General features: G+C 53.7%; 21 protein-coding genes, 3 rRNA genes and 1 riboswitch. Of the genes, 14 read left to right on the top strand and 10 right to left on the bottom strand.

Annotated features, from left to right (window positions below; translation table 11 throughout):
* Positions 1-851 precede the first annotated feature (851 nt).
* On the top strand, positions 852-1,064 hold the full coding sequence (cspE, locus tag HV314_RS23775; RefSeq protein WP_016155304.1) for a transcription antiterminator/RNA stability regulator CspE: 213 nt from the start codon (positions 852-854) through the stop codon (positions 1,062-1,064).
* 120 nt (positions 1,065-1,184) lie between these two features.
* Here cspE and thiH read toward each other — a convergent pair whose 3' ends face one another.
* From thiH to HV314_RS23740, 7 genes are all read right to left on the bottom strand, one after another.
* Positions 1,185-2,318 carry a 2-iminoacetate synthase ThiH gene (thiH, locus tag HV314_RS23770; RefSeq protein WP_181546859.1) on the bottom strand — a complete coding sequence of 378 codons (1,134 nt, stop codon included), beginning with the start codon at positions 2,316-2,318 and terminating at the stop codon, positions 1,185-1,187.
* Entirely contained in the window at positions 2,315-3,085 is a 771-nt protein-coding gene (thiG, locus tag HV314_RS23765) for a thiazole synthase (RefSeq protein WP_137380804.1), read from the bottom strand. Before thiG ends, thiH begins: the two co-directional genes overlap by 4 nt.
* Before the next feature lies 1 nt (position 3,086).
* Positions 3,087-3,287, bottom strand: a complete 201-nt coding sequence (thiS, locus tag HV314_RS23760) for a sulfur carrier protein ThiS (protein WP_016155307.1) — start codon at positions 3,285-3,287, stop codon at positions 3,087-3,089.
* On the bottom strand, positions 3,268-4,026 hold the full coding sequence (locus HV314_RS23755; RefSeq protein ID WP_181546858.1) for a HesA/MoeB/ThiF family protein: 759 nt from the start codon (positions 4,024-4,026) through the stop codon (positions 3,268-3,270). The genes thiS and HV314_RS23755 overlap by 20 nt, the downstream gene beginning before the upstream one ends.
* Positions 4,019-4,654, bottom strand: a complete 636-nt coding sequence (thiE, locus tag HV314_RS23750) for a thiamine phosphate synthase (protein WP_142418371.1) — start codon at positions 4,652-4,654, stop codon at positions 4,019-4,021. Before thiE ends, HV314_RS23755 begins: the two co-directional genes overlap by 8 nt.
* Entirely contained in the window at positions 4,654-6,552 is a 1,899-nt protein-coding gene (gene thiC / locus HV314_RS23745) for a phosphomethylpyrimidine synthase ThiC (RefSeq protein ID WP_181546856.1), read from the bottom strand. Before thiC ends, thiE begins: the two co-directional genes overlap by 1 nt.
* A gap of 83 nt (positions 6,553-6,635) precedes the next feature.
* A riboswitch (TPP riboswitch) is annotated at positions 6,636-6,758 on the bottom strand.
* A gap of 49 nt (positions 6,759-6,807) precedes the next feature.
* Positions 6,808-7,296, bottom strand: coding sequence for an Rsd/AlgQ family anti-sigma factor (locus HV314_RS23740; RefSeq protein WP_016155311.1), 489 nt, complete (start codon positions 7,294-7,296; stop codon positions 6,808-6,810).
* 96 nt (positions 7,297-7,392) lie between these two features.
* On the opposite strand from HV314_RS23740, the gene nudC reads away from it, so the two are divergent.
* The 6 genes from nudC (at position 7,393) to HV314_RS23710 (ending at position 11,751) form a co-directional block, all read left to right on the top strand.
* Positions 7,393-8,166, top strand: coding sequence for an NAD(+) diphosphatase (gene nudC, locus HV314_RS23735; protein ID WP_016155312.1), 774 nt, complete (start codon positions 7,393-7,395; stop codon positions 8,164-8,166).
* Positions 8,167-8,209: 43 nt separating this feature from the next.
* The gene (gene hemE / locus HV314_RS23730) at positions 8,210-9,274 is read left to right on the top strand and encodes a uroporphyrinogen decarboxylase (RefSeq protein WP_016155313.1); all 1,065 of its coding nucleotides are present in this window, start codon (positions 8,210-8,212) and stop codon (positions 9,272-9,274) included.
* A gap of 9 nt (positions 9,275-9,283) precedes the next feature.
* Positions 9,284-9,964 carry a deoxyribonuclease V gene (nfi, locus tag HV314_RS23725; protein WP_181546854.1) on the top strand — a complete coding sequence of 227 codons (681 nt, stop codon included), beginning with the start codon at positions 9,284-9,286 and terminating at the stop codon, positions 9,962-9,964.
* A 33-nt stretch (positions 9,965-9,997) separates the two neighbouring features.
* Entirely contained in the window at positions 9,998-10,588 is a 591-nt protein-coding gene (locus tag HV314_RS23720) for a YjaG family protein (protein ID WP_003842015.1), read from the top strand.
* Positions 10,589-10,774: 186 nt separating this feature from the next.
* Positions 10,775-11,047: a nucleoid-associated protein HU-alpha gene (gene hupA / locus HV314_RS23715; RefSeq protein ID WP_001044509.1), complete on the top strand. Its 273-nt coding sequence runs from the start codon at positions 10,775-10,777 to the stop codon at positions 11,045-11,047.
* A gap of 11 nt (positions 11,048-11,058) precedes the next feature.
* Positions 11,059-11,751: a DUF1481 domain-containing protein gene (locus HV314_RS23710; RefSeq protein WP_016155315.1), complete on the top strand. Its 693-nt coding sequence runs from the start codon at positions 11,059-11,061 to the stop codon at positions 11,749-11,751.
* Between the two features lie 59 nt (positions 11,752-11,810).
* Here HV314_RS23710 and zraP read toward each other — a convergent pair whose 3' ends face one another.
* Positions 11,811-12,251, bottom strand: coding sequence for a zinc resistance sensor/chaperone ZraP (gene zraP / locus HV314_RS23705; protein WP_016155316.1), 441 nt, complete (start codon positions 12,249-12,251; stop codon positions 11,811-11,813).
* 264 nt (positions 12,252-12,515) lie between these two features.
* Here zraP and zraS point away from each other — a divergent pair, with 264 nt between their 5' ends.
* Both zraS and zraR read left to right on the top strand, forming a co-directional pair.
* Entirely contained in the window at positions 12,516-13,901 is a 1,386-nt protein-coding gene (gene zraS / locus HV314_RS23700; RefSeq protein WP_181546852.1) for a two-component system sensor histidine kinase ZraS, read from the top strand.
* Between the two features lie 5 nt (positions 13,902-13,906).
* Positions 13,907-15,232, top strand: a complete 1,326-nt coding sequence (gene zraR / locus HV314_RS23695) for a sigma-54-dependent response regulator transcription factor ZraR (protein WP_181546850.1) — start codon at positions 13,907-13,909, stop codon at positions 15,230-15,232.
* Here the strand turns inward: zraR and purD are convergent.
* Both purD and purH read right to left on the bottom strand, forming a co-directional pair.
* Complete coding sequence (gene purD / locus HV314_RS23690; RefSeq protein WP_016157951.1) at positions 15,229-16,518, bottom strand: phosphoribosylamine--glycine ligase; 1,290 nt, start codon at positions 16,516-16,518, stop codon at positions 15,229-15,231. The genes zraR and purD overlap by 4 nt on opposite strands.
* Positions 16,519-16,533: 15 nt before the next feature.
* The gene (purH, locus tag HV314_RS23685; RefSeq protein WP_181546849.1) at positions 16,534-18,123 is read right to left on the bottom strand and encodes a bifunctional phosphoribosylaminoimidazolecarboxamide formyltransferase/IMP cyclohydrolase; all 1,590 of its coding nucleotides are present in this window, start codon (positions 18,121-18,123) and stop codon (positions 16,534-16,536) included.
* Positions 18,124-18,742: 619 nt separating this feature from the next.
* On the opposite strand from purH, the gene HV314_RS23680 reads away from it, so the two are divergent.
* From HV314_RS23680 to aceB, 5 genes are all read left to right on the top strand, one after another.
* Positions 18,743-20,284 (top strand): 16S ribosomal RNA (locus tag HV314_RS23680).
* A 234-nt stretch (positions 20,285-20,518) separates the two neighbouring features.
* Positions 20,519-23,425 (top strand): 23S ribosomal RNA (locus HV314_RS23675).
* 96 nt (positions 23,426-23,521) lie between these two features.
* Positions 23,522-23,637 (top strand): 5S ribosomal RNA (rrf, locus tag HV314_RS23670).
* The 16S, 23S and 5S rRNA genes sit together here, the layout of an rRNA operon.
* 340 nt (positions 23,638-23,977) lie before the next feature.
* Positions 23,978-24,907 carry a homoserine O-acetyltransferase MetA gene (gene metA / locus HV314_RS23665; RefSeq protein ID WP_016155321.1) on the top strand — a complete coding sequence of 310 codons (930 nt, stop codon included), beginning with the start codon at positions 23,978-23,980 and terminating at the stop codon, positions 24,905-24,907.
* A 268-nt stretch (positions 24,908-25,175) separates the two neighbouring features.
* Positions 25,176-26,777: a malate synthase A gene (aceB, locus tag HV314_RS23660; protein ID WP_181546847.1), complete on the top strand. Its 1,602-nt coding sequence runs from the start codon at positions 25,176-25,178 to the stop codon at positions 26,775-26,777.
* Position 26,778: the final 1 nt, after the last annotated feature.

The raw sequence follows: 26,778 nt of genomic DNA, 5'->3' as shown, positions 1-26,778 counted from the left end.
GCGTTTTTTAAACCCGTATGTTAATACTTAACAGCGGAGAAATTGTAGTTTGCTGTTAACGTAGTAAGTGTTAGTAGAGCTTGATTGGGGGTTGCGATAAAGGCCACGAAGTATTTTTGTATGGGATAGTCGATGCTGAAAACGCTATTTATTCACCTCGACAATGCTTTAAGGCCACGTAGTTGATATATCTAATCGCAAATAGTTAGTAAAACGCGACGATGTAACGCCATGATTTAATAGTAAATGTTTGCGGTTTCTGTTTTCTGGTTATCGCAAGGGAAATAAGGCAACGCATCAAAGAGTATATGTCGCGAGGGGAAGTGTACTTGTTTAGGTCACCAGCCTTGAGTTCAATTATCAAGCGGCTGGAATGTGTTTAACGGTAAATAGAGGACGGTTTTAGTTAGTATCAATATCCAATATTATCTGTAGTAAACGTGTACATTTTAAAGTAGTACCATCAGCAGTATTAAATCGTTAAGTTTATTAATGTTAAATTTGAAGTGTGTAGTAACTTAAAGCCCTGACTGCAATGGTCAGGGCTTTTGTTCATTTTAGATCAAGTTGTTACCTGAAATGCTCAACCGCGATGGTGTAACATTTCGGCGCTAATCGATTATTAAATAAATTAATGCTTGCTTATTGATTAGAAGTAAGTCTACTATAGCGACATCGGTTTGATACACAGACCTTATGAAAGCAGTTTTAGTAAAGCAGTTCTCAGTTCAAGCGTTATCCTCAGATACTCTTCTTCATGAGCCTCCTCCCTAAGTGCCCCATAAGTTAATTTCTGCAAAACAGGCCATCTTCGCTGCTTAAGCGGCTCAAAAATATGAAAGGAAGTATCTATGTCTAACAAAATGACTGGTTTAGTAAAATGGTTTAACTCTGAGAAAGGCTTCGGCTTTATCACTCCTCAGGACGGTAGCAAGGACGTGTTTGTGCATTTCTCTGCTATCCAGAGTAACGATTTTAAAACATTAGACGAAGGTCAAAAAGTGGAGTTCTCTGTGGAGAATGGCGCTAAAGGCCCGTCTGCTGTTAACGTTGTCGCGCTGTAATCGCCGATAATTTCACTAATGCTTACGATAGCGATGAAGGCCAGAGCCTGAGCAGTTAAGTGACAGTGAAGAAAAAACCCGCGAAAGCGGGTTTTTTCGTTTTATGCGATTGCTCCGGACTTACGGCATCTGCGAAGCGCGTCCCAGATAGCTGTCCCAGTCCTTCCACACGGGCTGTAACCCCTGCGCCATTAGTGCTTCAGCAACGGCTTCTGGGCGACGGGCGTCGTGTGGGGAGAACTGTTCCAGTTCAGGATGGTTATCGGCATAACCGCCGGGCTGTGTTTTTGAGAAGGCGCTGACGTTGTTGATCGCCAGCGGGATCACATGATCACGGAACCATGGCGATTCGCGGGTGGAGAGCGACAGCTCAATTTCTGGCGCCAGTAAACGAAACGCGCAAATGGTTTGGACCAACTGTCGCTCGTCCATGATCGATGCGGGTTCAACGCCACCGGTGCATGGGCGCAGGCGAGGGAAGGAGATGGAGTAGCGGCTCTGCCAGTAATGCTGCTGCATCCACAGCAGATGTTCAGCCACCATATAGCAATCGACCCGCCAGCTGTCGGACAAACCAATCAACGCGCCAAGACCGATTTTGTCGATCCCTGCGCGGCCCAGCCTGTCCGGCGTTTCCAGTCGCCAGAAGAAATCCTGCTTTTTCCCCTTCAGATGGTGGCGAGCGTAAATCGCCTCATGATAGCTCTCCTGATACACCATCACGCCATCCAGTCCCAGCATCTTCAGCTCCGCATATTCAGCCTCTGACAGCGGCTGAACTTCCATCTGCAACGAGGCAAACTGGCGGCGAATGGTGGGCAAATGGCGACGAAAGTAATCCATTCCGACTTTTGCCTGATGTTCACCGGTGACCAACAACAGATGCTCAAAACCCAGCTCACGGATAGCGGTACACTCTCGTTTTATCTCATCTTCGTCCAGCGTTTTGCGTTTGATACGGTTGCTCATGGAAAAGCCGCAGTAGGTGCAGTCGTTGGCGCAAAGGTTCGAGAGATACAGCGGAACATAAAAGCTGACCGTGTTGCCGAAGCGCTGCCGGGTCAGGCGCTGCGCTCGCTGTGCCAACGGCTCCAGAAAGTCGGCGGCGGCAGGGGAGAGCAACGCCATCAGATCGTCGCGACTAAGCTGTGAAGTGTTGAGGGCGTGCTCCACGTCAGCGGCGGTTTTACCGTTGATACGCAGGCGGATGTCATCCCAGTCAAGCTGGCGCCAGCGGTCGCTGAACGTTTTCATACGAAGGCCTCCAGGAATCCGGTTAACGGGCTGGTGGCGCTTGCCTGCGAACTTTTGCTTCCTGGTACCGCCTGGCGCGCCAGAAGGCCCGCTTCAACCGCCAGACGGAAGGCGGTAGCCATCGTGACCGGGCAGTCGGCCACGGCGATTGCCGTGTTGACCAGCACTGCGTCGGCACCCATTTCCAGCGCCTGTGTGGCGTGGCTGGGGACGCCGATACCCGCATCAACCACCACCGGTACGGTTGCCTGTTGGATAATAATCTCCAGCATCGCTTTCGTTTCCAGTCCCTGATTAGAACCGATGGGCGCGCCGAGCGGCATTACCGCCGCGCAGCCGACCTCTTCCAGCCGCTTACACAGCACCGGATCCGCGCCGCAGTAGGGCAGCACCACAAAGCCCTGTTTCACCAATGCTTCCGCGGCTTTTAACGTTTCAATCGGATCCGGCAATAGCCAACGGGCGTCCGGGTGGATTTCTAATTTTAGCCAGTTTGTGCCCAGCGCTTCACGCGCCAGCTGGGCGGCGAAAATAGCCTCTTCCGCGGTTTTCGCCCCAGAGGTGTTAGGCAGTAGCGTCACCCCCGCCTCGATAAGTGGGGCCAGAATGGCATCGTTGTGCTGGCGCAAATCCACGCGCTTCATCGCCAGCGTCACCAGTTGGCTGCCGGAGGCGCGAATCGCCTCGACCATCAGCTGCGACGAAGCAAATTTTCCGGTGCCGGTGAACAGATGTGAATCAAACGTTTTGTCGGCAATACGTAACATATCAACCCCCTGCAATAACCTGAAAAAGCAGGATCTGGTCGCCTTCCTGCACGATTTGCTGCTCCCACTGCTCGCGCGGCAGGATCTGTTGATTAAGCGCCAGCGCCGCTCCCGGTTTAAGTTGATTTAGCGCAGTGAGCAGCCCGCTGACGGTTTGTCCCTCGGCGCACTGCATCGGCTCATCATTGAACTGAATCTGCATGTTGTCCTCCGCAGACCGGGCAGCTGCTGGCACGACGCAGCGCGAGGCTGCGCCACTGGCTGGTTTTACCGTCGAACAGGCGTAGCTCCCCACTGGGAGTTTCAATGCCGCTGAGTAATTTAATCGCCTCCAGCGCTTGCAAGGTGCCCATCACGCCCACAACCGGGCCGACGATGCCGGCGGTGCGGCAGTTGCGTTCCGGCTCTACATCATCCGGCCACAGGCAACGGTAACAGCCTTGTTCCCACGGTGGCGTCAGTACCATTAGCTGGCCGCCAAAGCCCACAGCGCTGGCGGTGATGAGCGGAGTGTTGAGCATCACGCAGGCGGCGTTAATTTCCTGGCGCGTCGCCATGTTGTCGGTACAGTCGAGCACCACGTCGGCACGCGCTACCGCATGCCGGAGCGCCTCACCGGTCAGCCGCTGCTCAAGGACGACCAGGTCGCTGTCCGGATTAAGGCATGCCAGATGTCGCTTTGCCGCCTGTGCTTTCGGGCGGGCGATATCATCGGTGGTGAACAATATTTGCCGTTGCAGGTTGCTCAGATGAACGTCATCATCGTCCGCCAACGTCAGCGTGCCGACGCCCGCTCCCGCCAGATACAGTGCCGCAGGCGAGCCGAGCCCACCTAAACCGACGATCAGCACATGGCTATCGAGCAGCTTTTGTTGGCCCTCAATGGCAATGTCGGCGAGCAGGATCTGGCGGCTGTAGCGCATAAAATCGCGGTCATTCATCGCCGGCTCCCGCAATGTCCAGTAGCTGCGCCGTGGCTGCCTGCCAGTCTGCGGCGTGGGTTATGGCGCTGACCACGGCAATACTGCCAACGCCGGTCGCCAGCACCGCTGGGGCGCGCTCAAGGCTGATGCCGCCGATAGCGACAGTGGGGTAATCCGCCAGTCGTTTACTATGGCTTGCCAGCTGCGTGAGACCCTGCGGGGCCGACGGCATCTGCTTGGTTTGCGTCGGGAAGACATGACCCAGCGCGATATAAGAAGGCTTAGCAGCCAGCGCTACGTCTATCTCCATATCATCGTGAGTGGAAACACCCAGGCGTAGCCCCGCCGCCTGAATCGCCTTCAGGTCGGTGGTTTCGAGGTCTTCCTGGCCCAGATGCACGCCGTACGCGTTGTGCTTAATTGCCAGGCTCCAGTAGTCGTTGATAAACAGGCGAGCATCATAGCGACGCCCCAACTCTATGGCGGCAATGACGTCGGTTTCGACCTCTTCATCACGTTTATCTTTAATGCGCAGTTGGATCGTGCGCACACCTGCCTGCAGCAAGCGTTCAATCCATTCAACGCTGTCTACCACCGGGTACAGCCCGAGGCGGAACGGCACGGTCGGGAAATCAGGCTGGTACATCACGCCTCCTCTTTTTTGAGGTAGATTTCGCCGCCTTTGACGCGGAAGTTCTCCGACATATCCGCCATTCCGATTTCAATGGTTTGTGCGGCGGCGTAGTCGCGGACCTCCTGGCTGATTTTCATCGAGCAGAACTTCGGCCCGCACATGGAGCAGAAGTGGGCAACCTTGCCGGACTCCTGTGGCAGGGTTTCATCGTGATAGGCGCGGGCGGTGAATGGGTCGAGTGCGAGGTTAAACTGGTCTTCCCAGCGGAATTCAAAGCGTGCTTTCGACATGGCGTTATCGCGGATCTGCGCTCCCGGATGGCCTTTGGCTAAATCAGCGGCATGGGCGGCAATCTTGTAGGTAATCAGCCCTTGCTTCACGTCTTCTTTGTTCGGCAGGCCAAGGTGCTCTTTTGGCGTGACGTAGCACAGCATTGCACAGCCAAACCAGCCGATCATCGCCGCACCAATGCCGGAGGTGAAGTGGTCATAGCCCGGCGCGATATCTGTCGTCAACGGCCCTAAGGTGTAGAACGGCGCTTCATGGCAGTGCTCCAGCTCTTCGGTCATATTGCGCTGGATCATATGCATCGGCACATGACCCGGGCCTTCAATCATCACCTGCACGTCGTATTCCCAGGCGATTTTGGTCAGTTCGCCCAGCGTATGCAGCTCGGAGAACTGCGCCTCGTCGTTGGCATCCTGAATCGAGCCTGGACGCAGGCCGTCGCCGAGAGAGAGCGAAACGTCGTAGGCGGCACAGATTTCGCAAATCTCGCGGAAATGTTCAAACAGGAAGTTCTCTTTGTGATGAGAGAGACACCATTTCGCCATGATCGAACCGCCGCGCGAGACAATACCTGTCAGGCGTTTGGCGGTCATCGGCACGTAGCGCAGCAGTACACCCGCGTGAATGGTGAAGTAGTCGACGCCCTGTTCGGCTTGTTCGAGCAGCGTGTCGCGGAAGGCTTCCCAGGTGAGATCTTCAGCGATCCCGTTAACCTTCTCCAGCGCCTGGTAGATCGGTACGGTACCGATCGGCACCGGGCTGTTACGCAGGATCCACTCGCGGGTTTCGTGAATATAGCGGCCGGTAGAGAGGTCCATCACCGTATCTGCGCCCCAGCGGGTTGACCACACCAGCTTCTCCACCTCTTCTTCAATGGAGGAGGTTACCGCCGAGTTACCGATGTTGGCGTTCACCTTCACCAGGAAGTTGCGGCCGATGATCATCGGCTCGGATTCCGGGTGGTTGATGTTGGCAGGAATAATCGCGCGGCCCGCAGCGACTTCATCACGCACGAATTCCGGGGTGATGTTTTCCGGCAGGCGAGCGCCAAAGTTCATCCCTGGATGCTGATGGCGCAGCACTTCACTACGAATGCGCTCGCGGCCCATGTTTTCACGGATGGCGATAAATTCCATCTCCGGGGTAACCATCCCCTGACGGGCATAGTGCAACTGGGTAACGCGCTTGCCGGCTTTGGCGCGTTTTGGCGTCAGCAGGCCGCTGAAACGCAGCTCGTCCAGGCCATCGTCGGCCAGACGTTCTTTGGTATAAGCGGAGCTACGGTCGTCTAATTCTTCGCTATCATTACGCGCCGCAATCCACGGCTGGCGCAGTTTCGCCAGACCCTGCTGAACGTTAATCGCCACATCAGGATCGCCGTACGGCCCGGAGGTGTCGTACACCGGCACGGCTTCGTTCTCTTCAAACTGCGGGTTGTCTTTCGTACCACCAATCAGCGTAGGACTTAGCTGGATTTCGCGCATCGGGATGCGAATATCCGCCTGCGAACCGGTGATGTAGATACGTTTTGAGTTAGGAAAGGCGGTACCTTCCAGCGTGTCGATAAAGTGTTGGGCTTGGGCGCGTTGTTCGCGGCGTGATGGTTTAGTAGTGGCAGACATAGCTCATTCCAAATAAAAGTAAGGATATGGCTTGTCAGACGACGGATGAAGCAAGAGAGACGAACGCCAAAGGGCGATACGGTTGTAGATTGACTCTTGTTCCCTTCGCAGGTTTTAACCTGATCAGGTTCCGCGGATCCCGAATTAACGGTCTCAGCCTTTTCCACTCATGCTGCTGTGGAAAATAAGCACTCCGACAAGAAGTAACCTCAAAAAGAGGTAATGAATGTAAATTACGCGTTAATGTCGCAAATCTCAAGCAGGACGTTTGATCATGCCACTCTCGTGCATCGCATCAAAAACCAGCATGATCAGCTTATCTTCCAGCACGAACCGGGCTTCCAGCGCCTCGCCGATATCCGATAAGGCCTGTTGAAATTCAAGGAAGTTATCGTGATCAATGGCGGTCTCCAGACTGGAATCATAGTAGTCCATGATCAGTTGCGTATTGGCTTCCAGGAGCGGCCAAATTTTTGTGGCTTTTAAAAGCTGCCCGTTCCCTTCCAATTTATGGAGAATACGTTCATAAATACTGAAGTGTCCGGTGGAAAGGTAATCGACCAGGCTCTGGCAAAAATCATCCAGCGCCTTTTCATTGAGCCGCATGTACGATTCTTTGCCTGGCTTAATGCCAACCAGATTGTAGTAAGCCACGAGCAGGTGCTTACGTACATGTAGCCAGCGATCAACCAGTTTGTTACTTCCTCCGACGTGCTCCGTCAGGCTTTCCAGCTGGTTTAGCATGATTGACTCCGCAAGATGGTGTTTAGGAACGGCTCACCCGTAAATGTAAAAATAATGTAAACAACATGCCTGTGAAGCAAAGGTTGCGCAAGAGATATGGATCGTATAATTGAAAAATTAGATAGCGGCTGGTGGATTGTCAGTCATGAGCAAAAGTTATGGTTGCCTCATGGCGAACTGCCTTACGGCGACGCAGCAAGTTTTGATCTGACCGGGCAGCGTGCACTTCCTATAGGCGAATGGGAAGGGGAGACGGTCTGGCTGGTGCAGCAGCAGCGTCGGCACGATATGGGGTCTGTGCGCCAGGTCATTGACCAGGATGTTGGCCTGTTTCAACTGGCCGGACGCGGTGTACAACTGGCCGAGTTCTACCGCTCACATAAATTCTGCGGTTACTGCGGTCATCCCATGCACCCGAGTAAAACGGAATGGGCGATGCTGTGTAGCCACTGTCGAGAACGCTACTACCCGCAAATTGCCCCCTGCATTATCGTCGCTATTCGCCGTGACGACGCTATCCTGCTTGCCCAACATGTTCGCCATCGTAACGGCGTGCATACCGTGCTGGCGGGTTTTGTCGAAGTGGGCGAGACCCTCGAGCAGGCGGTGGCGCGCGAAGTCATGGAAGAGAGCGGCATTAAGGTAAAAAACCTGCGCTACGTCACTTCTCAGCCGTGGCCGTTCCCACAGTCTTTGATGACCGCATTTATGGCGGAGTATGATAGCGGCGAAATTGTTATTGACCCGAAAGAACTGCTGGAAGCGAACTGGTATCGCTACGACGATTTACCGCTCCTGCCCCCGCCGGGCACCGTCGCGCGTCGATTGATTGAAGATACCGTCGCCCTCTGCCGGGCAGAGTATGAGTGACACACATGTTACACTGGCGTGAAACAGCTCAAGGAATGGAAAAATGACCGAACTGAAGAACGATCGTTATCTGCGTGCGCTGCTGCGCCAGCCCGTTGATGTCACTCCGGTATGGATGATGCGCCAGGCGGGCCGCTATCTACCGGAATATAAAGCCACGCGCGCCGAAGCGGGCGATTTTATGGCGCTGTGCAAAAATGCCGAGCTGGCCTGCGAAGTCACGCTGCAGCCGCTGCGTCGCTATAAGCTTGATGCGGCGATCCTCTTTTCGGATATCCTGACGATTCCCGATGCGATGGGACTTGGGCTGTATTTTGAAGCCGGAGAGGGCCCACGCTTTACCTCACCGATCGCCAGCAAGGCTGACGTCGACAAACTGCCGATCCCGGACCCGGAAGATGGACTGGGTTATGTGATGAATGCGGTGCGCACTATCCGCCGTGAACTGAAAGGCGAAGTGCCGCTGATCGGCTTCTCTGGTAGCCCGTGGACACTGGCTACCTATATGGTCGAAGGCGGCAGTAGTAAGGCCTTCACCGTGATTAAAAAGATGATGTACGCCGATCCAAAGGCGCTGCATCTGCTGCTTGATAAGCTGGCGAAGAGCGTCACTCTGTACCTGAACGCGCAGATCAAAGCGGGCGCGCAGTCGGTAATGATTTTCGACACCTGGGGCGGTGTGCTGACCGGTCGCGACTATCAGCAGTTCTCCCTGTATTACATGCACAAAATCGTCGACGGCCTGATGCGCGAGAACGAAGGTCGTCGCGTACCGGTGACGCTGTTCACTAAAGGCGGTGGTCAGTGGCTGGAAGCGATGGCGGAAACCGGCTGTGATGCGTTAGGTCTGGACTGGACCACTGACATTGCCGATGCGCGTCGTCGTGTAGGTCATAAAGTGGCACTGCAGGGCAATATGGATCCGTCCATGCTGTATGCGCCGCCAGCCCGCATCGAAGAAGAGGTGGCGACGATTCTGGCCGGTTTTGGCCAGGGTGAAGGCCATGTCTTTAACCTGGGCCACGGCATTCATCAGGATGTCCCGCCAGAGCATGCGGGTGTCTTCGTGGAGGCGGTACATCGGTTGTCTGAACAGTATCACCGCTAAGGAGTCATTATGGATCTTGCGTCATTACGCGCACAGCAGCTTGAACTGGCCTCTTCAGTGATCCGCGAGGCTCGCCTGAGGAGCGATCCGCCGGATCTGATCGGCGGGGCGGACGTTGGGTTCGAGCAGGGGGGCGAAGTGACGCGAGCCGCGATGGTCTTACTGAAGTACCCCTCGCTGGAACTGGTTGAATACAAGGTGGCGCGAATCGCCACCACCATGCCCTACATTCCTGGCTTTCTCTCCTTTCGCGAAACACCCGCGCTGATGGCCGCCTGGCAGCAGCTTTCGCACAAGCCTGATCTGCTATTCGTTGACGGTCACGGGATTTCTCACCCTCGCCGTCTGGGCGTGGCCAGCCATTTTGGCCTGCTGGTGGATGTCCCGACGATTGGCGTGGCGAAAAAACGGTTGTGCGGCAAGTTTGAGCCGCTCGCCGCCGAACCCGGAGCGTTAGCGCCGTTGTTGGATAAAGGCGAACAGCTGGCATGGGTTTGGCGCAGCAAAGCACGCTGTAACCCGCTGTTTATCTCTACGGGTCATCGCGTGAGCCAGGACAGCGCGTTAGCGTGGGTACAACGCTGTATGAACGGCTATCGTCTGCCGGAACCAACACGCTGGGCAGATGCGGTGGCATCCGAACGCCCTGCTTTTACGCGGCTTGCAGCAAAAACGCCCCATATCGGGTAAACTGCCGCTAATTTCCGTATTTGAGAACTCATCATGTTACAAAATCCGATTCACCTGCGTCTGGAGAAGCTGGAAAGCTGGCAGCACGTCACGTTTATGGCCTGTCTGTGCGAACGCATGTACCCCAACTACGCCATGTTCTGTAAGCAAACCGAATTTGGCGATGGACAAATCTACCGCCGAATTCTGGATTTGATTTGGGAAGCGCTGACGGTTAAAGACGCGAAAATCAATTTCGATAGCCAGTTGGAAAAATTTGAAGAGGCTATTCCTTCAGCAGACGATTACGATCTGTACGGCGTTTATCCGGCGATTGATGCCTGTGTGGCATTAAGCGAACTGATGCATTCGCGTCTTAGCGGTGAAACGCTGGAACATGCAATTGAGGTTAGTAAGGCTTCGATTACGACGGTTGCGATGCTGGAAATGACCCAGGCTGGTCGCGAAATGACCGATGAAGAGCTCAAAGAGAACCCGGCCGTTGAGCAAGAATGGGATATTCAGTGGGAAATTTTCCGACTTTTAGCCGACTGTGAAGAACGCGATATTGAGCTGATAAAAGGGCTTCGTGCAGACCTGCGCGAGGCTGGCGAGAGCAATATTGGTATAAATTTTCAGCAATGACACCATAAAACGTGATTTAACGCCTGATTTGTCGTGCCTGAAGGCTTCCCATCCGCCCCCGGTCTGGTCTACATTTGGGGGGCGAAAAAAAGTGGCTATCGGTGCGTGTATGCAGGAGAGTGCTTTTCTGGCATTTCCGTCGCACTCGATGCTTAGCAAGCGATAAACACATTGTAAGGATAACTTATGAACAAGACTCAACTGATTGATGTAATTGCAGACAAAGCAGAACTGTCTAAAACACAGGCTAAAGCTGCTCTGGAATCCACTCTGGCTGCTATTACTGAGTCTCTGAAAGAAGGCGATGCTGTACAACTGGTTGGTTTCGGTACCTTCAAAGTGAACCACCGTGCTGAGCGCACTGGCCGCAACCCGCAGACCGGTAAAGAAATCAAAATTGCCGCAGCTAACGTACCGGCATTTGTTTCTGGTAAAGCACTGAAAGACGCGGTTAAGTAATTCGCGTGGCAGTGAACAGTTTTATCGAAGGGGCGGTTTCGCCCCTTTTGTCTATCTGGCGTCATTCGCTTTGGCTTTCAGGTGTGCTGTTACTGTCTGCCTGTAGTCGCCACTCTGAGCTTCCTCCGTTCACGGCCAGCGGCTATGTTGGCGATCAGGGGGCGGTACGCATTTGGCGTAAAGATTCCAGCGACGATGTTCACTTGCTCTCGGTATTTAGTCCGTGGCGTAAAGGCGATACCACCACCAGTGAATACCGCTGGCAGGGTGATTCGCTCTCGCTGATAGAACTCAACACTTACAGTCAACCACCGGAACATGTCCGTATACGCTTCGATGACCGGGGCGAACTGAGTTTCATGCAGCGTGAAGTCGATGGGCAAAAGCAGCAGCTTTCCAGCGATCAAATTGCGCTTTACCGCTATCGTGCCGATCAAATCCGCCAGACCAGCGATGCGTTGCGTCAGGGACGGGTGATATTGCGTCAGGGACGCTGGCATGCGAATAACACAGTCACGACCTGTGAAGGTGAAACACTGAAGCCCGATCTGGAATCGTGGGCGATAAACCACATTGAGCGCCGCCAGAGCCATTCATCTGTAGAAGTGAGTGTGGCATGGCTGGAAGCGCCCGAAGGGTCGCAGCTACTGCTGGTCGCTAATGAAGATTTTTGTCACTGGCAGCCTACTGCCAAAACCTTCTGAAAACCTGATGCCAGGACATCGGGCCAGATAAGGTGAGGCCGCCATCCGGCAAAAACCGTTTACCAGTGGCCCATTCCCATATGGCCACCGCGATGGTTACCGCCACCGCCGCACCCGCCGTAGCCCATTCCCGCTCCGCGAGGTACGCCTGCCTGGGCCATTGCGACATCGCGTTTAACGCGCTGCTCATCCAGTGACTGATTCAACGCCTCCATCTCTTTTGCCACGGCATTAATTTTTGCAGTGTCCGGCGAGCTGGCTGTTAGCAACGCGTTGTACTCATAACGTTTAGAGGTCAGCTGTTGGCGCAAGGCGTTGGTCTGCGAGTAGTAATCATCATAGATTTTCTGCGCGGTAGCCTGCTGCTCAGTGGTCATTGGCGTACCGCCTCGTTGCTGCATTCCATCACCATATCCCCAGTGATTTTGCGCCAGCGCCGGGGTAGAGCCCAACGCGATAAGAGAGAGTGCAATCAGCGCCAGTTTGTTGTTCCGTTTCATGGGTCGTTCTCCTGTTGGTTAGATTACATTTCCTTTTGCATCTTCCGTGCCAAAGCGGCAATCCCGGTCCCGCGGGCGTTGTAGTCGTGGTCTTTACAGGGCGACGAGTAAAAGTGACTCGCCAGAACGCGCCGGCGGGTCATTTTTACCCGCTACTTTCAGCGGTTTGTGTCTGAGGGCAGGGTTATCACTGAGAAAAAATGGCATGATTTCTGCTGTATACCTGCAACGATGAAAGGAACAGGTGGGATAAAGGGAGAGCGTATGCGTCTTTATAAGGACACGGCGGCCAAGTGGTTGAGCCGACTCTTGCTGGCGGCAATCCTGATTTTGGTCGGTTGGTTTTCGATTATGACCATTCGGGACTATGGGCGGGAAAGCGGTGCCGCGCGGCAAACGCTACTGGAAAAAGGCAGCGTGCTCATCCGCGCTCTGGAGTCTGGTACGCGCGTAGGTATGGGGATGCGCATGCATCATGCTCAACAGCAGACGCTGCTGGAGGAAATGGCCGTACAACCAGGCGTGCTATGGTTTGCCGTCGTTGACGATCATGGCGCCATTATTACTCACAGCAATTCCGCGATGGTCGGTAAAACGCTCTATTCACCGGATGTCCTGCGACAACTAAGCCCCGGGGAACAAGAAAGCTGGCGGAATATTGACATGCCTACGGGGGACGGTGAAAAAACACCGGTCCTGGAAATTTATCGTCAGTTTCAGCCGATGTATGGTCCAGGACGTCATGGTATGGCGCGCTGTGCCAGCAATGACGGACAGCTTATCCCCCCCGCACAAACCATATTTATCGCTTTTGATGCCAGCGATCTGGCTGCGACTCAGGCAAGAGAGTGGCGTAACACCCTGATCGTCCTGTCTGCGCTGGCGGCCGTGCTGCTGGCCACTGTGCTGACGTTCTTCTGGTATCAACGCTATCAGCGCTCGTACAAAGAACTGCAGGATGCGATGAAGCGTAAAGAAAAACTGATGGCGCTCGGACATCTGGCGGCCGGGGTCGCGCATGAGATTCGAAACCCGCTTTCATCGATCAAAGGTTTAGCGAAGTATTTTGCCGAACGAACTCCGGCTGGTGGCGAGTCGCATGAGCTGGCGCAGGTGATGGCGAAAGAGGCGGACCGTTTAAATCGGGTGGTGAGCGAGCTGCTGGAGCTGGTGAAACCTGCGCATCTGACTCTGCAACAGGTGGATCTCAATGAGGTCATCACCCACTCATTAAACCTGGTGAGTCAGGATGCGGCAAGCCGGGAAATCCAGCTACGTTTTTCGGCCAGTTCCACGCTGCCCGCTATTCAGGCCGATCCCGACCGACTGACTCAGGTTCTGTTGAATCTGTATCTGAACGCCATTCATGCGATTGGTCGTCAGGGCACGATTACGGTTGAAGCGAGTGAAAGCAGCGGCGATCGCGTTAAAATCATGGTTATTGATAGCGGGAAAGGGATTGCAGCGGAACAGCTGGAGGCCATTTTTACGCCTTACTTCACGACTAAAGCGGATGGAACCGGCCTTGGGCTGGCGGTAGTGCAGAACATAATTGAACAGCACGGTGGTACCATTCATGTGGCAAGTGTTGAGGGCAAAGGCGCAACCTTTACCCTCTGGCTGCCGACCAACGCGAAACAACAGGATTAACAAGGATGACGCGCGGAAAAATCAATATTCTGGTGGTAGATGACGATATCAGCCACTGCACCATTTTACAGGCGCTGCTGCGCGGCTGGGGTTATGAGGTCGCGCTGGCCTATAGCGGGCAAGCGGCACTGGAACAGGTGCGTGAACGCGTATTTGATTTAGTGCTGTGCGATGTGCGTATGGCGGAGATGGACGGCATCGCAACGCTGAAAGAGATTAAAGCGTTGAATTCGGCGATTCCGGTATTGATCATGACGGCGTTCTCCAGCGTGGAGACCGCCGTTGAGGCGCTGAAAACCGGGGCGCTGGACTACTTAATCAAGCCGCTGGATTTTGATCGCCTGCAGGAGACGCTGGAAAAGGCGCTGGCGCATACGCGGGAAACGGGCGCTGAACTGCCGTCGGGGTCGGCTGCGCAGTTTGGCATGATTGGCAGCAGTCCGGCGATGCAGCAGTTGATCAATGAAATCGCGATGGTTGCACCCTCGGATGCAACGGTGCTCATTCGCGGAGACTCCGGTACGGGGAAAGAGCTGGTGGCCCGGGCGCTGCATGCCAGCAGTGCCCGCTGTGATAAACCGCTGGTGACGCTGAACTGTGCGTCGCTTAATGAGTCGCTGCTGGAGTCCGAACTTTTTGGACATGAGAAAGGCGCGTTTACTGGCGCGGATAAGCGGCGGGAAGGGCGCTTTGTGGAAGCCGAAGGCGGCACGTTATTTCTTGATGAAATTGGCGATATCTCACCGCTAATGCAGGTGCGTCTGCTGCGGGCAATCCAGGAGCGAGAAGTGCAACGGGTTGGCAGCAACCAGACTATTGCGGTTGATGTCCGGCTGATCGCCGCCACACATCGCGATCTGGCTGAGGAAGTGAACGCCGGGCGCTTTCGTCAGGATCTCTACTATCGCCTGAACGTCATCACTATTGAAATGCCTGCGCTGTGCCAGCGCCGGGAAGATATTCCGCTGCTGGCCGAACATTTTCTCCAGCGTTTTGCCACACGTAACCGAAAAGCGGTGAAGGGCTTTACTCCGCAGGCGATGGATCTGCTGATCCACTATGACTGGCCGGGTAATATCCGTGAGCTGGAAAATGCGATTGAGCGTTCGGTGGTGCTGCTAACGGGGGAATATATTTCCGAACGCGAGCTGCCGATGGCGATTGCCGCGACACCGATAAAAACGGAATACAGTGGCGAGATCCAACCGCTGGTGGATGTCGAAAAAGAAGTGATTCTGGCGGCGCTGGAAAAAACGGGCGGCAATAAAACCGAAGCCGCCCGTCAGTTAGGTATTACGCGCAAAACGCTGCTGGCTAAGCTCAGCCGTTAGTTTTGCTCACGTTCGATGGCGCGCCAGCCGATGTCGTTACGGCTGAAGCTGCCGTCCCAACGGATGTCGGTCATCAGGGCGTAGGCACGCTGCTGCGCCTCGGCAACGGTGTTGCCCAGCGCGGTGGCGCACAGGACGCGACCGCCGTTGGTCAGCACGCGATCGTCAGCAGACAGTTTGGTGCCCGCGTGGAACACTTTACCGTCAGCGACTTCTTCCAGCGGCAGGCCGTGGATCTCATCGCCAGTATTGTAGTTGCCCGGATAACCCCCTGCGGCAATCACTACGCCCAAAGAGGCGCGTTCGTCCCACTCAGAGGTTTTCTCATCCAGCTTGCCATCACAGGCGGCAAGGCACAGCTCCACCAGATCCGATTTCATACGCAGCATAATCGGCTGGGTTTCCGGATCGCCGAAGCGGCAGTTGAACTCGATAACCTTCGGGTTGCCCTGTTTGTCGATCATCAGACCTGCGTACAGGAAACCGGTGTAAGTGTTCCCTTCCGCTGCCATGCCTTTTACGGTTGGCCAGATGATGCGTTCCATGGTGCGCTGATGAACGTCGTCAGTCACCACCGGTGCAGGTGAGTAAGCGCCCATACCGCCGGTATTCGGACCGGTATCGCCGTTGCCCACGCGTTTGTGGTCCTGGCTGGTGGCCATTGGCAGCACGTGCTCGCCGTCAACCATCACGATAAAGCTCGCTTCTTCACCGTCGAGGAACTCTTCGATAACGATACGGTGGCCCGCATCGCCAAAAGCGTTACCTGCCAGCATGTCATGAACAGCGGCTTCGGCTTCCTCCAGCGTCATCGCGACGATAACGCCTTTACCGGCGGCCAGGCCGTCGGCCTTGATAACGATCGGCGCGCCTTTCTCACGCAGATAGGCCAGCGCAGGCTCAATCTCGGTGAAGTTCTGATACTCCGCCGTTGGAATGTTATGACGGGCAAGGAAATCTTTGGTGAAGGCTTTGGAGCCTTCCAACTGCGCTGCACCTTCGGTTGGGCCGAAGATTTTCAGACCGGCGGCGCGAAACGCATCGACCACGCCAATTACCAGAGGCGCTTCTGGGCCAACGATGGTCAGATCGATCTTCTCATTCTGGGCAAAGCTCAGCAGCGCCGGAATATCGGTCACGCCGATTGCCACGTTTTGCAGCGCAGGTTCCAGCGCGGTGCCCGCGTTGCCTGGTGCGACAAATACCGTTTCGACTTTTGGCGACTGCGCCGCTTTCCAGGCCAGCGCGTGTTCGCGCCCGCCGTTGCCAATCACTAATACTTTCATCGTCTGCTCCGTGGATTAATGGCGGAAGTGGCGCATGTCGGTGAACACCATCGCTATGCCGTGCTCGTCGGCGGCAGCAATGACTTCATCATCACGGATAGAACCGCCCGGCTGGATCACGCAGGTCACACCGGCGGCGGCGGCGGCATCAATCCCATCGCGGAACGGGAAGAAGGCGTCGGATGCCATAGAGGAACCTTGAACTTCCAGACCTTCGTCGGCGGCTTTAATCCCGGCGATTTTTGCGGAATATACGCGGCTCATCTGGCCTGCGCCTATGCCGATAGTCATGTTCTCTTTGGCGTAAACAATGGCGTTGGATTTTACAAACTTAGCTACTTTCCAGCAGAACAGCGCATCGCGCAGTTCCTGTTCGGTCGGCTGACGTTTGGAAACTACGCGCAGTTCACCTTCGCTCACCATACCCAGGTCACGATCCTGAACCAGCAGACCGCCGTTAACGCGTTTGAAGTCCAGGCCCGGCACACGTTGTGCCCACTGACCGCAGGTCAGCACGCGGACGTTCTGTTTGGCGGCGGTGATTTTCAGTGCGTCTTCGGTTGCGGATGGCGCGATGATCACTTCCACGAACTGACGGGAAATGATGGCTTGAGCAGTTTCGGCATCCAGTTCGCGGTTGAAGGCGATGATGCCGCCGAACGCGGAGGTCGGGTCGGTTTTATAGGCGCGGTCGTAAGCATCGAGAATAGAGGTACTGACAGCCACGCCGCACGGGTTAGCGTGTTTGACGATCACACAGGCTGGCTCGTTGAATTCTTTTACGCACTCCAGCGCCGCATCGGTATCGGCGATGTTGTTGTAGGAAAGTGCTTTGCCCTGTACCTGCTGCGCGGTGGCAACGGACGCTTCTTTAACATTCTCTTCTATATAGAAGGCAGCCTGTTGGTGGCTGTTCTCGCCGTAGCGCATATCCTGCTTCTTAATGAAGTTCAGGTTCAGTGTACGTGGAAAGCGACCGGCGGCTTCTTTGCTTTCGCCGTGGTAGGCCGGAACCATGCTACCGAAGTAGTTGGCGATCATGCTGTCGTAAGCGGCGGTGTGTTCGAAGGCTTTAATCGCGAGGTCGAAACGCGTGTCGAGGGTCAGAGAACCGTCGTTGGCATCCATCTCTTTAATAATGGCGGCGTAGTCGCTGCTCTTCACAACGATAGCCACATCTTTATGGTTTTTGGCAGCGGAACGCACCATCGTCGGGCCGCCGATATCAATGTTTTCTACCGCATCGTCCAGCGAGCAGCCTTCACGGGCAACGGTCTCGGCGAACGGGTACAGGTTAACAACCACCATGTCGATAGGTGCGATGCCGTGCTGTTCCATAATCCCGTCGTCCTGACCGCGACGACCAAGAATGCCGCCGTGGACTTTCGGATGCAGGGTCTTTACGCGTCCATCCATCATTTCCGGGAAGCCGGTGTAATCGGAAACTTCGGTCACTGGCAGACCTTTCTCAGCTAACAGGCGCGCAGTGCCACCTGTAGACAGCAGCTCCACACCGCGTGCGGAAAGTGCCTGAGCGAATTCGATGATACCGGCCTTGTCAGAAACACTGAGCAGAGCGCGGCGGACTGGACGACGTTGTTGCATGGTAAATCCCCTGGATTTGACTATTACAGAGAGCGTTAGGTGAATTCTTGGCTAAAAACTCAGCTAACGCCCCTTACGGGGCATCCTTGTTGTGCGGGGGCATTGTAACGAAAACGTTTGCGCAACGCTCGCGAATTTTTAATTTTCGATTTTGACCTCTTCTTTTTCCGTTGAAGGATGCTTATATAAACAGAGACGTGCACAAACGATCGCGTGGTTTGTGGATAACTCTGTGTGTAAATGGGTATAAGGCGGGGTTTTGCTGTGGAATGCAGCGGTCAGTCATTTTTCTGCAATTTAAGGGTTGCGGGCCGCGGGAAACTCCCTATAATGCGCCTCCATCGACACGGCAGATGTGAATCACTTCACACAAACAGCCGGTTCGGTTGAAGAGAAAAACCTGAAAATGAGGGTTGACTCTGAAAGAGGAAAGCGTAATATACGCCACCTCGCGACAGAGCGCTAAAGCGCGTCGCAACTGCTCTTTAACAATTTATCAGACAATCTGTGTGGGCACTCGAAGATACGGATTCTTAACGTCGCAAGACGAAAAATGAATACCAAGTCTCTGAGTGAACACGTAATTCATTACGAAGTTTAATTCACGAGCATCAAACTTAAATTGAAGAGTTTGATCATGGCTCAGATTGAACGCTGGCGGCAGGCCTAACACATGCAAGTCGAACGGTAGCACAGAGGAGCTTGCTCCTTGGGTGACGAGTGGCGGACGGGTGAGTAATGTCTGGGAAACTGCCCGATGGAGGGGGATAACTACTGGAAACGGTAGCTAATACCGCATAACGTCGCAAGACCAAAGAGGGGGACCTTCGGGCCTCTTGCCATCGGATGTGCCCAGATGGGATTAGCTAGTAGGTGGGGTAACGGCTCACCTAGGCGACGATCCCTAGCTGGTCTGAGAGGATGACCAGCCACACTGGAACTGAGACACGGTCCAGACTCCTACGGGAGGCAGCAGTGGGGAATATTGCACAATGGGCGCAAGCCTGATGCAGCCATGCCGCGTGTATGAAGAAGGCCTTCGGGTTGTAAAGTACTTTCAGCGAGGAGGAAGGTGTTGTGGTTAATAACCGCAGCAATTGACGTTACTCGCAGAAGAAGCACCGGCTAACTCCGTGCCAGCAGCCGCGGTAATACGGAGGGTGCAAGCGTTAATCGGAATTACTGGGCGTAAAGCGCACGCAGGCGGTCTGTCAAGTCGGATGTGAAATCCCCGGGCTCAACCTGGGAACTGCATCCGAAACTGGCAGGCTAGAGTCTTGTAGAGGGGGGTAGAATTCCAGGTGTAGCGGTGAAATGCGTAGAGATCTGGAGGAATACCGGTGGCGAAGGCGGCCCCCTGGACAAAGACTGACGCTCAGGTGCGAAAGCGTGGGGAGCAAACAGGATTAGATACCCTGGTAGTCCACGCCGTAAACGATGTCGACTTGGAGGTTGTGCCCTTGAGGCGTGGCTTCCGGAGCTAACGCGTTAAGTCGACCGCCTGGGGAGTACGGCCGCAAGGTTAAAACTCAAATGAATTGACGGGGGCCCGCACAAGCGGTGGAGCATGTGGTTTAATTCGATGCAACGCGAAGAACCTTACCTACTCTTGACATCCACGGAACTTGGCAGAGATGCCTTGGTGCCTTCGGGAACCGTGAGACAGGTGCTGCATGGCTGTCGTCAGCTCGTGTTGTGAAATGTTGGGTTAAGTCCCGCAACGAGCGCAACCCTTATCCTTTGTTGCCAGCGATTCGGTCGGGAACTCAAAGGAGACTGCCAGTGATAAACTGGAGGAAGGTGGGGATGACGTCAAGTCATCATGGCCCTTACGAGTAGGGCTACACACGTGCTACAATGGCATATACAAAGAGAAGCGACCTCGCGAGAGCAAGCGGACCTCATAAAGTATGTCGTAGTCCGGATTGGAGTCTGCAACTCGACTCCATGAAGTCGGAATCGCTAGTAATCGTGGATCAGAATGCCACGGTGAATACGTTCCCGGGCCTTGTACACACCGCCCGTCACACCATGGGAGTGGGTTGCAAAAGAAGTAGGTAGCTTAACCTTCGGGAGGGCGCTTACCACTTTGTGATTCATGACTGGGGTGAAGTCGTAACAAGGTAACCGTAGGGGAACCTGCGGTTGGATCACCTCCTTACCTTAAAGAAACGTTCTTTGTAGTGCTCACACAGATTGTCTGATGAATGATGAACTTCTGAATGTACTTTCGAGTGCATTAAGAAGTTTTGCTCTTTAAAAATCTGGATCAAGCTGAAAATTGAAACGACACACTGTTTCATTTCTCCGTAAACAAGAAATGAAAAGCGGTGTGTTCGAGTCTCTCAAATTTTCGCAACACTGAAGTGTTTTACGAAACATCTTCGGGTTGTGAGGTTAAGCGACTAAGCGTACACGGTGGATGCCCTGGCAGTCAGAGGCGATGAAGGACGTGCTAATCTGCGATAAGCGTCGGTAAGGTGATATGAACCGTTATAACCGGCGATTTCCGAATGGGGAAACCCAGTGTGATTCGTCACACTATCATTACGTGAATACATAGCGTAATGAAGCGAACCGGGGGAACTGAAACATCTAAGTACCCCGAGGAAAAGAAATCAACCGAGATTCCCCCAGTAGCGGCGAGCGAACGGGGAGCAGCCCAGAGTCTGAATCAGCATGTGTGGTAGTGGAACGGTCTGGAAAGTCCGGCGATACAGGGTGACAGCCCCGTACACAAAAGTGCATGTGTTGTGAACTCGAAGAGTAGGGCGGGACACGTGGTATCCTGTCTGAATATGGGGGGACCATCCTCCAAGGCTAAATACTCCTGACTGACCGATAGTGAACCAGTACCGTGAGGGAAAGGCGAAAAGAACCCCGGCGAGGGGAGTGAAAAAGAACCTGAAACCGTGTACGTACAAGCAGTGGGAGCCTCTTTATGGGGTGACTGCGTACCTTTTGTATAATGGGTCAGCGACTTATATTCTGTAGCAAGGTTAACCGAATAGGGGAGCCGAAGGGAAACCGAGTCTTAACTGGGCGTTAAGTTGCAGGGTATAGACCCGAAACCCGGTGATCTAGCCATGGGCAGGTTGAAGGTTGGGTAACACTAACTGGAGGACCGAACCGACTAATGTTGAAAAATTAGCGGATGACTTGTGGCTGGGGGTGAAAGGCCAATCAAACCGGGAGATAGCTGGTTCTCCCCGAAAGCTATTTAGGTAGCGCCTCGTGAATTCATCTTCGGGGGTAGAGCACTGTTTCGGCTAGGGGGTCATCCCGACTTACCAACCCGATGCAAACTGCGAATACCGAAGAATGTTATCACGGGAGACACACGGCGGGTGCTAACGTCCGTCGTGAAGAGGGAAACAACCCAGACCGCCAGCTAAGGTCCCAAAGTCATGGTTAAGTGGGAAACGATGTGGGAAGGCACAGACAGCCAGGATGTTGGCTTAGAAGCAGCCATCATTTAAAGAAAGCGTAATAGCTCACTGGTCGAGTCGGCCTGCGCGGAAGATGTAACGGGGCTAAACCATGCACCGAAGCTGCGGCAGCGACACTATGTGTTGTTGGGTAGGGGAGCGTTCTGTAAGCCGTTGAAGGTGTGCTGTGAGGCATGCTGGAGGTATCAGAAGTGCGAATGCTGACATAAGTAACGATAATGCGGGTGAAAAACCCGCACGCCGGAAGACCAAGGGTTCCTGTCCAACGTTAATCGGGGCAGGGTGAGTCGACCCCTAAGGCGAGGCCGAAAGGCGTAGTCGATGGGAAACAGGTTAATATTCCTGTACTTGGTGTTACTGCGAAGGGGGGACGGAGAAGGCTATGTTAGCCGGGCGACGGTTGTCCCGGTTTAAGCATGTAGGCGGAGATTCCAGGTAAATCCGGAGTCTTGTTAACGCTGAGGTGTGATGACGAGGCACTACGGTGCTGAAGTAACAAATGCCCTGCTTCCAGGAAAAGCCTCTAAGCATCAGGTAACACAAAATCGTACCCCAAACCGACACAGGTGGTCAGGTAGAGAATACCAAGGCGCTTGAGAGAACTCGGGTGAAGGAACTAGGCAAAATGGTGCCGTAACTTCGGGAGAAGGCACGCTGATATGTAGGTGAAGTGATTTACTCATGGAGCTGAAATCAGTCGAAGATACCAGCTGGCTGCAACTGTTTATTAAAAACACAGCACTGTGCAAACACGAAAGTGGACGTATACGGTGTGACGCCTGCCCGGTGCCGGAAGGTTAATTGATGGGGTTATCCGTAAGGAGAAGCTCTTGATCGAAGCCCCGGTAAACGGCGGCCGTAACTATAACGGTCCTAAGGTAGCGAAATTCCTTGTCGGGTAAGTTCCGACCTGCACGAATGGCGTAATGATGGCCAGGCTGTCTCCACCCGAGACTCAGTGAAATTGAACTCGCTGTGAAGATGCAGTGTACCCGCGGCAAGACGGAAAGACCCCGTGAACCTTTACTATAGCTTGACACTGAACACTGGTCCTTGATGTGTAGGATAGGTGGGAGGCTTTGAAGTGTGGACGCCAGTCTGCATGGAGCCAACCTTGAAATACCACCCTTTAATGGCTGGTGTTCTAACGTAGACCCGTAATCCGGGTTGCGGACAGTGTCTGGTGGGTAGTTTGACTGGGGCGGTCTCCTCCTAAAGAGTAACGGAGGAGCACGAAGGTTAGCTAATCCTGGTCGGACATCAGGAGGTTAGTGCAAAGGCATAAGCTAGCTTGACTGCGAGAGTGACGGCTCGAGCAGGTGCGAAAGCAGGTCTTAGTGATCCGGTGGTTCTGAATGGAAGGGCCATCGCTCAACGGATAAAAGGTACTCCGGGGATAACAGGCTGATACCGCCCAAGAGTTCATATCGACGGCGGTGTTTGGCACCTCGATGTCGGCTCATCACATCCTGGGGCTGAAGTAGGTCCCAAGGGTATGGCTGTTCGCCATTTAAAGTGGTACGCGAGCTGGGTTTAGAACGTCGTGAGACAGTTCGGTCCCTATCTGCCGTGGGCGCTGGAGAATTGAGGGGGGCTGCTCCTAGTACGAGAGGACCGGAGTGGACGCATCACTGGTGTTCGGGTTGTCATGCCAATGGCATTGCCCGGTAGCTAAATGCGGAAGAGATAAGTGCTGAAAGCATCTAAGCACGAAACTTGCCCCGAGATGAGTTCTCCCTGACCCTTTAAGGGTCCTGAAGGAACGTTGAAGACGACGACGTTGATAGGTCGGGTGTGTAAGCGTAGCGATACGTTGAGCTAACCGATACTAATGAACCGTGAGGCTTAACCTTACAACGCCGAAGATGTTTTGGCGGATGAGACATCGAAATTCAGCTTGATTACAGATTACATCGACATGCGAAAAGTGTGTTGATAGACAGAATTTGCCTGGCGGCTGTAGCGCGGTGGTCCCACCTGACCCCATGCCGAACTCAGAAGTGAAACGCCGTAGCGCCGATGGTAGTGTGGGGTCTCCCCATGCGAGAGTAGGGAACTGCCAGGCATCAGACAAGTGAAAAAGCCCATCCTGCCGGATGGGCTTTTTTGCGTCTGCGCGGAATGAAAACTGCCGGATGCAGCGTACCATTTTATCCAGCCCATCATGTTGTAACCGGTGTGCAGGCCTGAGAAGCGCAGCGCACCTGGCTCTCCCGGCAGCACATTGCCTGTTACGCGAACGACGAATAGCATTCTCCTTTTTTCTTTACTGCACTAATCTACAGCAAGGAGCCGTGAAACTTTCTCAACTTGAGGATGCAGGCTCGACATTCGCATGATTCCTGGGTATCTTCAGCTATCTGGATGTCTAAACGTTTAAACGTATGTAGTGAGGTTATCAGGTTATGCCAATTCGCGTGCAGGACGAGCTACCCGCCGTCAATTTCTTGCGTGAGGAAAACGTCTTTGTGATGACGTCATCTCGCGCTTCTGGTCAGGAAATTCGTCCACTGAAGGTGCTCATCCTCAACCTGATGCCCAAGAAGATTGAAACGGAAAACCAGTTCCTGCGTTTACTCTCTAACTCACCGCTGCAGGTAGATGTTCAGCTATTGCGCATTGATGCCCGCGAGTCACGCAACACCCCTACGGAGCATCTGAATAACTTTTACTGTAATTTCGAGGATATCTGCGATCAGAACTTTGATGGACTGATCGTGACCGGCGCGCCGTTGGGTCTGGTTGAATTTAATGACGTGGCTTACTGGCCGCAGATTAAACAAGTGCTTGAATGGGCGAAAGATCATGTTACATCGACGCTCTTTGTCTGTTGGGCGGTGCAAGCCGCATTGAATATCCTGTACGGAATTCCCAAGCAAACCCGTACGGATAAACTCTCAGGCGTCTATGAGCACCATATTCTTCATCCTCATGCGCTGCTGACGCGTGGATTTGATGATGCGTTCCTGGCCCCGCATTCGCGCTATGCCGATTTTCCTGCTGCCCTTATCAGGGACTACACCGATCTCGAGATTTTTGCCGAAACAGAAGAGGGAGATGCCTACCTGTTTGCCAGCAAAGATAAACGTATCGCCTTCGTAACGGGCCATCCTGAATATGACGCCCATACACTCGGCAGTGAATATTTTCGTGACGTCGAAGCGGGCTTAACGCCGGAAGTGCCCTATAACTACTTCCCAAAAGATGACCCGCAAAATAAACCGCGGGCAACCTGGCGTAGCCACGGCAATCTGTTGTTTACCAACTGGCTCAACTATTACGTTTACCAGATCACGCCATATGATCTGCGTCACATGAATCCAACGCTGGATTAATCTTCTGTAACAGACGATCCTTAAGCGTTTCAGCATGTTGAATCAGGCACCTTCGGGTGCCTTTTTTATTTCCGAAACGCACCTCACTGTGTAATTAAATTTTATTTATATTGTTATCAATAGGTTAATTGATAATTAAATTAAAAATGGAAATTGTTTTTGATTTTGAAATTTAAATGAGTAGTCTTAGTTGTGTTGAACGAAAACCGCACAACGATCCTTCGTTCGCATTGGGGATGTGTTTGGATCAATGACGAGGAACTACGCAATGAATCAACAGGCAACGACAACCGATGAACTGATCTTCACCAGGCCGCGTGGCGAACAGGAACAGCAGATTCTGACCGCTGAAGCGGTGGAGTTTCTGACCGAGCTGGTGACAAGATTTACGCCAAAGCGGAATAAACTTCTGGCTGCACGTATCCAGCAGCAGCAGGATATTGATGACGGTAAGTTGCCTGACTTTATTTCGGAAACAGCTTCCATTCGCGAAGGTAACTGGAAAATTCGCGGTATTCCTGATGATTTACTGGATCGCCGTGTAGAGATTACCGGACCGGTTGAGCGCAAGATGGTTATCAACGCGCTGAACGCGAACGTCAAAGTCTTTATGGCTGATTTTGAAGATTCGCTGGCTCCTGAGTGGAGCAAAGTTATCGACGGGCAGATCAACTTGCGCGATGCAGTCAATGGCACCATTAGCTACACCAACGAAGCCGGTAAAATTTATCAACTCAAACCCAATCCGGCCCTGTTAGTGTGCCGCGTTCGCGGTCTGCATCTGCCGGAAAAACACGTCACCTGGCGTGGCGAATCGATCCCGGGCAGCCTGTTCGACTTTGCCCTCTATTTCTTCCACAACTACAAAACGTTGCTGGCAAAAGGCAGTGGCCCTTATTTCTATCTACCCAAAACGCAGGCCTGGCAAGAAGCGGCATGGTGGAGTGAAGTGTTCAGCTATGCAGAGGATCGCTTTAATCTGCCGCGCGGCACAATTAAAGCGACCCTGCTGATTGAAACGCTGCCAGCCGTTTTCCAGATGGACGAAATTTTGCACGCGCTGCGTGATCACATTGTGGGCCTGAACTGCGGTCGCTGGGACTACATTTTCAGCTATATCAAAACACTGAAGAACCACCCGGATCGCGTGTTGCCGGACCGTCAGGTGGTGACGATGGATAAGCCATTCCTCAGTGCGTATTCGCGTCTGCTGATTAAAACCTGTCATAAACGCGGCGCGTTCGCGATGGGCGGCATGGCCGCGTTCATTCCCAGCAAAGATGCGGAACGTAACAACCAGGTTCTGACCAAGGTAAAAGCGGACAAAGCGCTGGAAGCCAATAACGGTCATGACGGCACATGGATTGCCCATCCAGGACTGGCAGATACCGCAATGGCGGTGTTCAACGACGTACTCGGTGAAAACAAAAATCAGCTGTTCGTGACCCGTGAAGAAGATGCGCCGATTACCGCAGAACAATTGCTGGCACCCTGTGAAGGTGAGCGTACTGAAGAAGGCATGCGTGCCAACATTCGTGTCGCGGTGCAGTACATCGAAGCGTGGATCTCCGGTAATGGCTGCGTACCGATTTATGGTCTGATGGAAGATGCGGCCACCGCCGAAATCTCTCGTACTTCCATCTGGCAGTGGATCCACCACCAGAAAACGCTCAGCAACGGCAAACCGGTTACCAAACCGTTGTTCCGCCAGATGCTGGCCGAAGAGATGTTGGTGATTCAGGACGAACTGGGAGAACACCACTACAGCAGTGGGCGTTTTGACGATGCCGCGCGCCTGATGGAGCAAATCACCACTTCCGACGAGTTAATTGACTTCCTGACGTTACCGGGCTACCGCCTGTTGGCCTAAT

Source organism: Citrobacter sp. RHBSTW-00887 (assembly GCF_013728095.1).
Lineage (GTDB): Bacteria > Pseudomonadota > Gammaproteobacteria > Enterobacterales > Enterobacteriaceae > Citrobacter > Citrobacter braakii.
This window is presented reverse-complemented; position numbering and strand designations above follow the sequence as displayed.

Bases quoted from the DNA above. Each gene is read 5' to 3' on its own strand.
- thiG (WP_137380804.1), bottom strand. From the start codon at position 3,085: ATGTTACGTATTGCCGACAAAACGTTTGATTCACATCTGTTCACCGGC.
- HV314_RS23755 (WP_181546858.1), bottom strand. From the start codon at position 4,026: ATGAATGACCGCGATTTTATGCGCTACAGCCGCCAGATCCTGCTCGCC.
- zraR (WP_181546850.1), top strand. From the start codon at position 13,907: ATGACGCGCGGAAAAATCAATATTCTGGTGGTAGATGACGATATCAGC.
- purD (WP_016157951.1), bottom strand. From the start codon at position 16,518: ATGAAAGTATTAGTGATTGGCAACGGCGGGCGCGAACACGCGCTGGCC.
- nfi (WP_181546854.1), top strand. From the start codon at position 9,284: ATGGATCTTGCGTCATTACGCGCACAGCAGCTTGAACTGGCCTCTTCA.
- purH (WP_181546849.1), bottom strand. From the start codon at position 18,123: ATGCAACAACGTCGTCCAGTCCGCCGCGCTCTGCTCAGTGTTTCTGAC.
- thiS (WP_016155307.1), bottom strand. From the start codon at position 3,287: ATGCAGATTCAGTTCAATGATGAGCCGATGCAGTGCGCCGAGGGACAA.
- cspE (WP_016155304.1), top strand. From the start codon at position 852: ATGTCTAACAAAATGACTGGTTTAGTAAAATGGTTTAACTCTGAGAAA.
- metA (WP_016155321.1), top strand. From the start codon at position 23,978: ATGCCAATTCGCGTGCAGGACGAGCTACCCGCCGTCAATTTCTTGCGT.
- thiH (WP_181546859.1), bottom strand. From the start codon at position 2,318: ATGAAAACGTTCAGCGACCGCTGGCGCCAGCTTGACTGGGATGACATC.
- nudC (WP_016155312.1), top strand. From the start codon at position 7,393: ATGGATCGTATAATTGAAAAATTAGATAGCGGCTGGTGGATTGTCAGT.
- thiE (WP_142418371.1), bottom strand. From the start codon at position 4,654: ATGTACCAGCCTGATTTCCCGACCGTGCCGTTCCGCCTCGGGCTGTAC.
- aceB (WP_181546847.1), top strand. From the start codon at position 25,176: ATGAATCAACAGGCAACGACAACCGATGAACTGATCTTCACCAGGCCG.
- zraP (WP_016155316.1), bottom strand. From the start codon at position 12,251: ATGAAACGGAACAACAAACTGGCGCTGATTGCACTCTCTCTTATCGCG.
- thiC (WP_181546856.1), bottom strand. From the start codon at position 6,552: ATGTCTGCCACTACTAAACCATCACGCCGCGAACAACGCGCCCAAGCC.
- zraS (WP_181546852.1), top strand. From the start codon at position 12,516: ATGCGTCTTTATAAGGACACGGCGGCCAAGTGGTTGAGCCGACTCTTG.
- hupA (WP_001044509.1), top strand. From the start codon at position 10,775: ATGAACAAGACTCAACTGATTGATGTAATTGCAGACAAAGCAGAACTG.
- HV314_RS23720 (WP_003842015.1), top strand. From the start codon at position 9,998: ATGTTACAAAATCCGATTCACCTGCGTCTGGAGAAGCTGGAAAGCTGG.
- hemE (WP_016155313.1), top strand. From the start codon at position 8,210: ATGACCGAACTGAAGAACGATCGTTATCTGCGTGCGCTGCTGCGCCAG.
- HV314_RS23740 (WP_016155311.1), bottom strand. From the start codon at position 7,296: ATGCTAAACCAGCTGGAAAGCCTGACGGAGCACGTCGGAGGAAGTAAC.